A 9,942-nucleotide genomic window follows, 5' to 3' on the forward strand; every position below is an offset into this window, starting at 1 on the left:
AATGGGAGCCCAGTGAACGGCGGCCCAGTGAACAGCCGTCAGCCTTCCGCCTGCGCTCCCACGGAGGCCGCCGAATGAACGTCATCCTCATCGTCCTGCTGCTGCTGCCGCTGGTCGGCGCGGCGGTCACCCTGGTGCCCGGCCTCTTCGGAGCGGACCCGGCCGTCGCCGGACGCCGCGCGCTCCGCTTCGGTGCCGCGGTCACCGGCGCCGCCCTGCTGGCCTCCGTCGTGCTGGCGGTCGGCTTCGACCGCGGCCACTCGGCCAGGATGCAGGCCACCACCGACCTGTCCTGGATCCCGGCGCTCGGCGTCCGGTTCCACCTGGGCGTCGACGGCATCTCGCTGCCGCTGCTGCTGCTGACCACGCTGCTCACCTTCCTGTGTGCGGTCTACTCCTTGCGCAGACTCCCCGACGGTCCCGGGACACCGAGCCCGCGCGCCTACACCGGCCTGCTGCTGCTCCTCGAAACCGGGATGCTCAGCACCTTCGCCGTCCTCGACCTGCTGCTGTTCTTCCTGGCGTTCGAGGTCGTCCTCATCCCCATGTACTTCCTGATCGCCCGCTGGGGCGGGGAGAACCGGGGCCCCGCCGCGGCCCGGTTCATCCTCTACACCCTGCTCGGGTCGGCGATCATGCTGCTGGGCTTCCTGCTGCTGGGCCTGCATGCCGGAACCTTCGACATGACCGCGCTGGCCCATCGCCACGGCCGAGGCCTCTCGCACACCACCCAGATCCTGGTCATCCTCTCCATCGGCCTCGGCCTCGCCGTCAAGGCGCCCATGTGGCCGTTCCACAGCTGGCTCCCTGACGCCCACACCGCCGCTCCCACCACCGGCTCGGTACTCCTCGCCGGCGTCCTGCTGAAGATGGGGACCTACGGCTTCGTCCGGGTGCTGCTGCCGTCCGCACCCGGCGGCATGGCCACCCTGGCCCCCTATCTGGCCGCCTTCGCCGTGGTGGGCATCCTCTACGGCTCACTGGCCTGCCTGGCCCTGGTCCGTCCCGGCGCCAAGGGCGACCTCAAGCGACTGATCGCCTACTCCTCCGTCGGGCACATGGGCTTCGTCCTGCTCGGCATCGCCACACTCACCCCCACCGGAGTGAACGGCGCCCTGTTCGCCAACATCGCCCACGGTCTGATCACCGGCCTGCTCTTCTTCCTGGTGGGTGCGCTCAAGGACCGCTACGGATCGGTGGACCTGGACCGCCTCACCGCCTCGGCCGGCGGCACCGGCGCCGCCCTGTACGGACGGGCCCCCCGCCTCGGCGGGCTGCTCGCCTTCGCCGCCGTCGCCAGCCTCGGCCTGCCCGGACTGGCCGGCTTCTGGGGTGAACTGCTTGCCATGTTCGGCTCCTTCCATCCGGCCGCCGGACTCTCCCGGTCGGCCTACCTGGTCTTCATGGCCCTCGCCGGGCTCGGCACCCTGCTCACCGCCGGCTATCTGCTCGGCGTCGTCCGCCGGGTCTGCATGGGCGACCCCGCCGCTCCGGCGGAGCCGTCGGCCGAGCCCCGCCCGTCCTCCGCCGGGCCCGCGCCCCTCCCGTCGTCCGGGCTCCTGGACGTCCAGGCCCACGAAGCCGCCGCCTGGACTCCTCTCGTCGTCCTCACCCTCGTCGCCGGGCTCTGGCCGGCCGTGCTTCTCGGCCTCAGCAACCCCGCCGTCAAGGCACTCCTCGGAGGCAGCTGAGCCATGACCGCCCTCGCCACACCCATGGCCGGCTCGCTGATCCAGTCGATCGACTGGCAGGCCGTCGCCCCTCCGCTGATCACCGCCGTCGTCGCGCTCGGCGTCCTGGTCGCCGAGCTGTTCCTGCCGACCCGGCACAAGCCGCTGCTGGGCTGGATCTCCGTGGCAGGGCTGGCACTGGCCCTGCTCTCCCTGGTCCCGCTGCGCGACGGCACCCGCGCCACCTTCTGCCTCAGGACCGCCACCGGCGCCGCCGACCGCACCGCCTGCTCCTATGTCGCCGACCACTTCACCCTGGTCCTGCAGCTGCTGGTGCTCGCCGGAGCGCTGCTCGCCGCCCTGCTGTCGATGCACACCGTGAAGGACGACTCCCTGCCGCCGGGGGAGTACTGGTTCCTACTACTCAGCTCGGCGGCCGGCGCCGCGCTGCTCCCGGCCGCACGTGACCTGGCGACCCTGGTGGTCGCCCTCGAAGTCGCCTCGTTGCCTGCGTTCGCCCTGGTCGGCCTGCGTCGTGACGGCAAGGGCGGGGAGGCCGCCCTCAAATTCTTCCTGTCCTCGGTCACCGCCACCGCGGTCATGCTGCTCGGCGTCAGTTTCGTCTACGCCGCGACCGGCAGTCTGCATCTCACCCGTATCGCCGCCGCGCTGCCGCAGGCGCAGACCCAGTTGAAGACCCTGGCCCTGGTGGGTGCGGTACTGACGCTGGTCGGCTTCGCCTTCAAGACGGCTGCGGTCCCGTTCCACTTCTGGGTTCCCGACACCTACACCGGTGCCCCCGTGGCTGTGGCCGCGTACCTCTCGGTGGTGAGCAAGGTTGCCGGGCTTTCCGGCCTCGCGCTAGTCGCAGTGGTGGGTTTTCACCCTTACGGACGAACCTGGGGTCTGGCGCTTGCGGTGCTGGCCGCGCTCACGATGACATTGGGCAACGCAGCCGCGCTGCGCCAGCGGTCGGACACCCCGCACAGTGCCGTCCGCCTGCTCGCCTGGTCCTCCGTCGCCCAGGCCGGCTATCTCCTCGTTCCGATCGCCGCAGCGGGCTACGGCAGTGCCACCGCCCGCGATCCGCTGGGTGCCACCGTCGCCTACGCGATGATCTACGGTGTGGTCAATCTGGGGGCGTTCGCCGTCGTCGCCCTGATCGCCGGCCGGATCGACGACTACCGGGGGCTCTTCGCCGCACGCCCCGCCGCAGCCCTCGCCATGGCCTTCTTCCTGCTCTGCCTCGCCGGGCTGCCCCCCGGTGTGATCGGCCTGTTCGGCAAGGTGGTGGTGTTCCGCGCCGCCGTCGACTCGGGCCTCGGCTGGCTCGCCGTGATCATGGCTGTGAATGTGGTCGTCGCCCTCTACTACTACCTCGGCTGGACGGCCAAGCTCTTCCAGCCCGCCCCGGCACCGGTGGCCCCGGGAGCCCCGGAAGCCCCGGGCACAGCGCTCCGTATCCCCGTTCCGCTAACGCTCTGCCTCGGGCTCGCGGCAGTCACCGGGGTGGTGCTCTCCTTCGCACCAGAGCTGGTGCTCCAGATCACCAGCGGCTCCCTCTTCGGCTGAGCGGGCTGGTCCGGGCCGGGTTGCGCAGCCCCGCTCAGCAGGGCACAAGGGAACCAGGGCGTCCTTCCCAGCCGTTGAACCGGAGGAACGGACTCAAGGGCAGCAGACAGCAGACGCCCCTCATCGCACGTCCTGGAGGGCACCCGTGCACCGCCGGCACAACGGTCTGAGAACCGCCGTACTCCTGGTCGGCCTCTCCGCGCTGATCGTCCTGATCGGCAGTTTCTGGGGCCGTACCGGGCTGCTGGTCGGGCTGGTCGTGGCCCTGGCGACCAATGGCTTCGCCTACTGGAACAGCGACAAGCTGGCGCTGCGGGCGATGCGGGCGCGGCCGGTGAGCGAGATCGAAGCCCCCTGGCTCTACCGGATCGTGCGCGAGCTCTCCACCTCGGCCCGCCAGCCCATGCCCCGCCTCTACATCTCACCGACCGAAGCCCCCAACGCCTTCGCCACCGGCCGCAACCCGCGCAACGCCGCGGTCTGCTGCACCCAGGGCATCCTGGGCATCCTGGACGAGCGCGAGCTGCGCGGCGTCCTCGGCCATGAGCTCTCCCATGTCTACAACCGCGACATCCTGATCTCCTCGGTGGCCGGGGCCCTGGCCTCGGTGGTGATGTTCACCGTCAACTTCGCCTGGCTGATCCCCATGGGCCGCAGCGACGACGACGACGGACCCGGGCTGATCGGCCTGCTGCTGCTGATGATCCTCGGACCGGTCGCGGCCGCGCTGATCCAACTCGCCGTCAGCCGCTCCAGGGAGTACCAGGCGGACGCCTCCGGGGCCCAGCTGACCGGCGACCCGCTGGCGCTGGCCGCCGCCCTGCGCAAGCTCGACGAGGGCACCAAACGGCTCCCGCTGCCGCCCGAGCCCCAGCTCCAGACGGCCAGTCATATGATGATCGCCAGCCCGTTCCGCGCCGGTGAGGCGGGCGCGCGACTCTTCTCCACCCATCCGCCCATGGCGGAGCGCATTGCCCGACTCGAGGAAATGGCCGGACACCGGCGCAACCGCTGATCACCGATCGGCGTCGCCGTCGAAAGAGTGTCAGAATTTTTTCGGGCCCCGGATCGCCCGGGGGAGCCGCTCGCACGGAAGGCTGTCACAGATGGATGTGCTCAGGTTCCTGCTCAACGTCATCTGGCTGATCCTCTGCGGGTTCTGGATGGCCATCGGCTATGTCGTCGCCGGGATCATCTGCTGCATTCTCATCATCACCATCCCCTTCGGCATCGCCAGCTTCCGCATCGCCGGATACGTCCTCTGGCCGTTCGGCCGCACCACCCGCGAGCGCTCCGACGCGGGCGCCGCCTCCTTCGTCGGCAATGTCATCTGGCTGGTCTTCGCCGGCTGGTGGCTGGCCCTCGGCCATCTGGTCACCAGCATCGCCCTGGCCGTCACCATCGTCGGCCTCCCCTTCGCCTGGGCGAACCTCAAGCTGATCCCCATCTCACTGATGCCGCTGGGACGTGAAATCGTCCCCTCGGACCAGCCCTTCACGGCGCGCTGAGAACAAGGCCGACCGGAGCGGCCGCCCGTCGAGGGCGACGTCGAGCGCCGCCGGCGCGAGCACCAGGCACAGCGGTGTGTAGGCCAGCAGGTTCAGCCAGTAGAACGGCGATCCGGTGTCGGCTCCCACCCCGGTGATCCAGACCAGTCCGGCGGCTCCCCGCGCCGCCAGCCCCGCTCCCACGGCGGCGCTCCCCAGCGCCGCCACCCGGCCCCCGCGTCCGCCGGCCCTGGCCAGCACCAGCGCCGAACCGGTCAGCAGCAGCCCCGCGATCGGCAGCAGCACCGGCGGCGTGAAACTCGCGTCGAGATTGAGCACGGCCCGAGACAGCGCCTCCGGACTGCCGGCCGGCCAGGTCACCCCGGTCGCCCAGCACAGGTGAACCGCGGCATCCGCCGTCAGTACCGCCGCCACCAGCGCGGCCCCGCCCCCGCCCCGCTTCCTGGACCCACTCGCACTCCTGGTCCTGCTCCTCGTCCTCGTCGCTGTGCTGATCCTCATCGCTACTCCTCACGGTGGGCGGTCTCCACCGGGAAGAGGCGGCCGGGGGCTCCCGCGTTCCGCGCGGTCCTCACAAAACTGTCCTGAGATTCGAGGGAACCTCTGCGTCCCGTCCCGCCTCCTGTATGTGTGGATCAGAAACCGAAGCGTCCGTCCCGACCGCACCGCCGGGGGCGACCGTGACCGTGACCGAGGCCGACGACCTGGTGCCGCTGGTGCTCAGGGCCCAGCGGGGCGACGCCATGGCCATGAGCGAACTGCTCTCCGTGCTCGCCCCCTACGCGGCCCGGGTCTGCGGTCCGATCGCGCTGGCCGACGGCGCCGACGCCGCCCAGGAGACGCTGATCGCGGTCTTCCGCAATCTGCGCTCGCTGCAGGATCCGGCCGCCTGCCGCGGCTGGGTGCGCGCCATCGCGGTCCGCGAGTCGGTCCGCCTGGCCAAGCGGTCCGCGCGCAGCACCCCGGTGGAGTCGCTGGAGCACCTTCCCTCCCGGGCGGATGTGGAGCAGGCCGCCGACATCCATGACGTCCTGGCGCGGCTGAGCCCCGAGCACCGTGCGGTGATCGTCCTGCGGGACCTGGAGGGGCTGGACGAGGTCCGGGCCGCGGCGCTGCTCTCGGTGCCGGTGGGGACGGTCAAATCCCGGCTGCACCGGGCCCGCGACACCTTCAGAAAGGCGTGGAGCGCATGAAGCCGAGCTGGCCCGTGGCCGAATTCGACCAGGTGCGCCGCCTCCGCGCGCTCGCCGCCGGCGTCAGCGGCGCCGCCGTCGCGGAGCGCACCGTCCCGGAGTCCTTCGACCGGGTCTGGGAGATCGTCGCCGACCTGGAGCACGAACTGGGTGCCTTCGAGCCCGATATGCGCACCATCAGGCTGCGCCGCGGTCCGGACGGGGCGCTCCTTGCCGACGCACGCGGCCGACTGGGCCTGCGCGCCCGCTTCCGGGTGGAGCTGGAGCCTGGCTGGCTCTGGATGCAGAGCCGCTTCCTCATGATCGGCGTCGCGGCCGTCCCGGCCCCCGGCGGCACTCTCGTCGCCGCCACCGGCGGCTTCCGCATCCCCGGCCGCGCGGCGCTGTTCCCCCTGGCCGTACGGCATGCCAACGCCCGCGCGCTGCGCCGCCTGGCCGCCCGCGTCGAGGACCGGGGCTGACCTGTGCCGCGGCCGTGGCCCAGGCAGCGGCCGTGACCTCTCCCACCCGGGAGGGCAGGAGGCGACACTCCCGTCCCGCCCTCCCGGTCCTGCTGCTAGCGGTAGTTGACGAACTGGACGGCGAAGTCCAGGTCCTTGCCCTTGACCAGGGCCTGCACGGCCTGCAGGTCGTCCCGGCTCTTCGAGCTGACCCGCAGCTCGTCGCCCTGGACCTGGGCCTTCACACCCTTGGGGCCCTCATCACGAATGATCTTGGCGACCTTCTTGGCGTTCTCCTGGGAGATGCCCTCCTCGATGGTGGCGAAGATCTTGTACTCCTTGCCGGAGAGCTGCGGCTCCCCGGCGTCCAGCGCCTTCAGCGAGATCCCGCGCTTGACCAGCTTCGTCTGGAAGACGTCGAGGATCGCGTTCACACGATCCTCGGAGTTGGCCCGCATCTCGATCTTCTCGCCGGACCACTCGATGGAGGCGCCGACATTCTTGAAGTCGTACCGGGTGGTCAGCTCGCGGGCGGCCTGGTTGAGCGCGTTGTCGACCTCCTGCCGCTCGACCTTCGAGACGATGTCGAAACTGGAGTCGGCCATGATCAGTGAGTCTCCTTGACGGTGCTTACGACACGGATGGCGCAGTGCCCCTACGGGCGGAGCTGCCGATCCAGCCTAGCCACCGCGGGCCCCGCCCGTTGTCCTCCCCGGGTACCGGCGGGCCGCCGGCCCGCCGGATCAACCGAGTGGCGGAGCACCCCCGTCGATCAGGTATTGTTTACGACGTCGAACGGGAGACCGCGAGACGATCCCTGGCGGGTTGCCCGAGTGGCCAAAGGGAGCAGACTGTAAATCTGCCGGCTCTGCCTACATAGGTTCGAACCCTATACCCGCCACCAGGGAGTGGGAGCGCCCCTCACCTGCGGAAACGCAGGCGAGGGGCGCTTCGTTTTCAGCCCCGCGGGAGTGCCGGACTGTCTCGCTGTACCTCGCTATGGCACGCCTTCTACCAGTAGCTCTGGACGAGCAGTGGACGGGACTTGCGGGTCTGACCTGCGAATGAAGGCGGGTTCCTGGACGGCTATCGGGCACTGCCCGGCGGCGGGTTCCTGTTGAGGCGAGCTGAGATGGCGTCGTTGGCTGCCGCCTCACCTCCGTGCAGGCATTTGGCGTACACCCGCAGCAGCACGGCGAGGCTGTGCCCCGCGCGGCGGGCCACTTCGCTCGGGTCCACCCCAGAGTTCAGCCAGAGGGACACGGCGGCGTGGCGCAGGTCATAGGGGCGTCGCCCAAGCGGCGACTTGAACTGAGCGGGGCTGGTGAACGTATGGGCCCGCGCTTCGGCCCAAACCGCGCCGTATCCGCTCTCCTGGACCATGCCGCCGCGGGAAGTCCGGAACAACCTGCCGTCTGGCTCGGTGCCGAAGCGTTCCAGGTGCCACCGCAGCAGTGAGACCAGTTCCGGCGGAATGGGAACGGTCCGTACGGCCTTCCGGGGGCGCCATTTGAGTCCCCGCTTGTCGTGGGATGCTCCGTCGTCGGTCCATGAAGAGCCGACTCGTGGGCGAGTCTCGCTCAGCCGCAGGCTGCCCCATCCGCGGCGAGGCAGGGTGCAGTCCGCCCGGCGGAGCCAGACCGCCTCAGCGGGACGCATCCCGGCGAAGTAGAGGCAGCCGAAGAATGCTTCCAGGTGCCGGCCGCGCTTTCCTTGCTCGCGGACAGCTCTCAGCAGTGCGGCTGCCTGCTCAGGGTTCACCGCCACCTCTGGTTCGACCACCTCGATTACGTCAGGGATCTTCCACTGGATGCGGTGCAGTGGGTTGCCTGTCAGGTGCCCCGCTTCCAGAGCGAAGCCCACCGCGTTGTGGAAGATTGCCCGCTTTCGGCGGGTGGTGCTTGGCGCGGCCGTCGTGCCGTCCAGCAGCTTTGTGAGCGCAGTGAGGGCCTTTCGGGTCGTCAGGCTGTCGGCGAGGGCGGAGATGGGCAGGGACTTGCGTTCCACCCATGCGAGCGTCCGTTGAACGTCCTCCGGAATCTCGGACTCCCAACGGGATTTGTTGAACGCCCAACCGTAGAGGGCGGTACGCAGGGCGTACGCGTCGGGCATTCCCCGGGTGTCCTTAACCAGGGCGGGTGTCACCGTGGCCATGGCCTCGGCGAGCGTCGTCCGGGTCTTGGCCGGGCTGTCGTCCCACTTCATGGCGATGTAGTTGCGAGCGTGCTGGTACCAGCTGACCTCTTCGCCCTTGAGCATGGAGAGGGGGAGTCCGCTCTCTTCATCGAACGGCTCTCCTGCCCGCGCGGCAGTGACGAGTTGTGCGCGCCGGCTCTCGGCGAGTCCTTTCGTGAGAAAGGACTCGGCCTTGGGGAAAGTCCCTACCTGCCAGCGGAGTTGGAACGGCTTGCTATAGGGGCGCTTGCGGATGCCCCAGATCTGAACGTTGTAGCTGACGCCCATTTATGCGGCTTCTTCCATCGCGTTGAGCCAGTTGTTCAGGTCACTGCGGCGCACGCGAAGGTGGCCATTGGGCAGGCGAACGGTCTTCGGTCCGTGGCCCTTGTTTCGCCACCGGTACCAGGAGGCGCGGGTAATGCCGATCTCCTCCAAGACGGCGTTCAGCGGAAGTAGCTCGTCTGTTGGGGCGCGGTGGTGCCCGGAACGGGTGGTCATGCATTTCCCTCCTGACTCGGAGATCCGGCGGGGAGCGGCGCGGGGAGTCCAGCGGCGCGCGGCGGTATTGCGCTGCGGAACCGTGGGGTGTGCCATGGGCTATGACTACGGACAGCACGGGCACTTCGGATGCGGGCAGCTCCGAGGGCGGGGCTCTGCTCTACAGCGCGGGGCAGTGGACGCGCATCGCTTCGCCGCTCTCTGATGATGCGGGGTACTGGCGGACGCAGGCGCAGGAGGCTGGGTACTCGGAGTTCTTCAAGACGGGTGACCCAGACCTCAACTACCTGGCTATCAGAGTGTCCAAGGGTCCGGAGAACTATCTGATCGAGCTGGATTCGTCGTTGATGGCGGATGCCGTGTTCGCTGCGACGCTGCCGGATGCGATGGAGTTGCTGGCGAAGTGGGTGCCGGTGGTCAACGCGGTCACTCTTGGAAACCTTCTGGTGGAGTTGGATGGCCACGATCCGGGGCTGTCGGAGCTGCTGCTCGCTGCGCTCCGGCGCCGCGAGTGACGCTTCTCGCTCCGGGTTGGCGGCGGCGCGACACTCGGGCTCGGTGTTGCGGATGCGGATCTTCAAGGGGCGTCTCCGTTGCTCGGTGTGGGTGGAGCTGGGGCGGGGATGGCCGCCGTTAAACCCGTACAACCCGCTAAACCTCGGCTGTATGGGGTCTGGCCTGCTGTTTTGTCTGGTGATCGCGCTTTCCGCTAAACCTCGCGAAACCTCCGCTAAACCTCGGTGGGTGCGGTCCGGCGGCGGGGCGGGCGCCGGGGCCGGTCGGTGCCCGGCGGCGTGGGCGGGGGTTTAGCGGAGGTTTCGCGAGGTTTAGCGGAGTGCGATCTTGAGGGGTGTTTTGGCTGGTCAGTGGCCCTGCGTGGGGG

General features: G+C 69.6%; 11 protein-coding genes and 1 tRNA gene. 8 read left to right on the forward strand and 4 right to left on the reverse strand.

All coding sequences use genetic code 11. The features are described 5' to 3' along the window. Positions 1–74 precede the first annotated feature (74 nt). From TR46_RS17270 to TR46_RS17285, 4 genes are all read left to right on the forward strand, one after another. The gene (locus TR46_RS17270) at positions 75–1,691 is read left to right on the forward strand and encodes a complex I subunit 4 family protein (RefSeq protein WP_042401485.1); all 1,617 of its coding nucleotides are present in this window, start codon (positions 75–77) and stop codon (positions 1,689–1,691) included. Positions 1,692–1,694: 3 nt separating this feature from the next. Further along, the gene (locus TR46_RS17275) at positions 1,695–3,242 is read left to right on the forward strand and encodes an NADH-quinone oxidoreductase subunit N (RefSeq protein WP_042401487.1); all 1,548 of its coding nucleotides are present in this window, start codon (positions 1,695–1,697) and stop codon (positions 3,240–3,242) included. Between the two features lie 145 nt (positions 3,243–3,387). Beyond that, entirely contained in the window at positions 3,388–4,257 is an 870-nt protein-coding gene (gene htpX / locus TR46_RS17280) for a zinc metalloprotease HtpX (protein WP_042401489.1), read from the forward strand. 91 nt (positions 4,258–4,348) lie between these two features. Next, complete coding sequence (locus TR46_RS17285; RefSeq protein WP_042401493.1) at positions 4,349–4,750, forward strand: YccF domain-containing protein; 402 nt, start codon at positions 4,349–4,351, stop codon at positions 4,748–4,750. Here the strand turns inward: TR46_RS17285 and TR46_RS17290 are convergent. Continuing rightward, the gene (locus TR46_RS17290; protein WP_084718624.1) at positions 4,691–5,251 is read right to left on the reverse strand and encodes a DUF3995 domain-containing protein; all 561 of its coding nucleotides are present in this window, start codon (positions 5,249–5,251) and stop codon (positions 4,691–4,693) included. The two genes, TR46_RS17285 and TR46_RS17290, sit on opposite strands and share 60 nt — an antisense overlap. 179 nt (positions 5,252–5,430) lie before the next feature. Here TR46_RS17290 and TR46_RS17295 point away from each other — a divergent pair, with 179 nt between their 5' ends. Further along, complete coding sequence (locus TR46_RS17295; protein ID WP_052432884.1) at positions 5,431–5,943, forward strand: RNA polymerase sigma factor; 513 nt, start codon at positions 5,431–5,433, stop codon at positions 5,941–5,943. Beyond that, positions 5,940–6,404: a hypothetical protein gene (locus tag TR46_RS17300; protein WP_042401499.1), complete on the forward strand. Its 465-nt coding sequence runs from the start codon at positions 5,940–5,942 to the stop codon at positions 6,402–6,404. The genes TR46_RS17295 and TR46_RS17300 overlap by 4 nt, the downstream gene beginning before the upstream one ends. Before the next feature lie 95 nt (positions 6,405–6,499). On the opposite strand, the gene TR46_RS17305 is transcribed toward TR46_RS17300, so the two are convergent. After that, complete coding sequence (locus TR46_RS17305; protein WP_042401502.1) at positions 6,500–6,988, reverse strand: YajQ family cyclic di-GMP-binding protein; 489 nt, start codon at positions 6,986–6,988, stop codon at positions 6,500–6,502. Positions 6,989–7,202: 214 nt separating this feature from the next. On the opposite strand from TR46_RS17305, the gene TR46_RS17310 reads away from it, so the two are divergent. Next, positions 7,203–7,287 (forward strand) — tRNA-Tyr (locus TR46_RS17310). Positions 7,288–7,469: 182 nt separating this feature from the next. Here TR46_RS17310 and TR46_RS17315 read toward each other — a convergent pair. Both TR46_RS17315 and TR46_RS39505 read right to left on the reverse strand, forming a co-directional pair. After that, entirely contained in the window at positions 7,470–8,846 is a 1,377-nt protein-coding gene (locus tag TR46_RS17315) for a tyrosine-type recombinase/integrase (protein WP_042401503.1), read from the reverse strand. Continuing rightward, complete coding sequence (locus TR46_RS39505) at positions 8,847–9,059, reverse strand: helix-turn-helix transcriptional regulator (protein WP_084718626.1); 213 nt, start codon at positions 9,057–9,059, stop codon at positions 8,847–8,849. A gap of 101 nt (positions 9,060–9,160) precedes the next feature. Here TR46_RS39505 and TR46_RS17320 point away from each other — a divergent pair, with 101 nt between their 5' ends. Next, the gene (locus TR46_RS17320) at positions 9,161–9,574 is read left to right on the forward strand and encodes a hypothetical protein (RefSeq protein ID WP_042401506.1); all 414 of its coding nucleotides are present in this window, start codon (positions 9,161–9,163) and stop codon (positions 9,572–9,574) included. Positions 9,575–9,942: the final 368 nt, after the last annotated feature.

It is taken from the genome of Streptacidiphilus carbonis (assembly GCF_000787775.1).
Classification (GTDB): Bacteria; Actinomycetota; Actinomycetes; order Streptomycetales; family Streptomycetaceae; genus Streptacidiphilus; species Streptacidiphilus carbonis.

Coding starts and splice junctions, on each gene's coding strand:
- TR46_RS17285 (WP_042401493.1), top strand. CDS start 4,349: ATGGATGTGCTCAGGTTCCTGCTCAACGTCATCTGGCTGATCCTCTGC.
- TR46_RS17270 (WP_042401485.1), top strand. CDS start 75: ATGAACGTCATCCTCATCGTCCTGCTGCTGCTGCCGCTGGTCGGCGCG.
- TR46_RS17300 (WP_042401499.1), top strand. CDS start 5,940: ATGAAGCCGAGCTGGCCCGTGGCCGAATTCGACCAGGTGCGCCGCCTC.
- TR46_RS17315 (WP_042401503.1), bottom strand. CDS start 8,846: ATGGGCGTCAGCTACAACGTTCAGATCTGGGGCATCCGCAAGCGCCCC.
- TR46_RS17275 (WP_042401487.1), top strand. CDS start 1,695: ATGACCGCCCTCGCCACACCCATGGCCGGCTCGCTGATCCAGTCGATC.
- TR46_RS39505 (WP_084718626.1), bottom strand. CDS start 9,059: ATGACCACCCGTTCCGGGCACCACCGCGCCCCAACAGACGAGCTACTT.
- TR46_RS17305 (WP_042401502.1), bottom strand. CDS start 6,988: ATGGCCGACTCCAGTTTCGACATCGTCTCGAAGGTCGAGCGGCAGGAG.
- TR46_RS17320 (WP_042401506.1), top strand. CDS start 9,161: ATGACTACGGACAGCACGGGCACTTCGGATGCGGGCAGCTCCGAGGGC.
- TR46_RS17290 (WP_084718624.1), bottom strand. CDS start 5,251: ATGAGGATCAGCACAGCGACGAGGACGAGGAGCAGGACCAGGAGTGCG.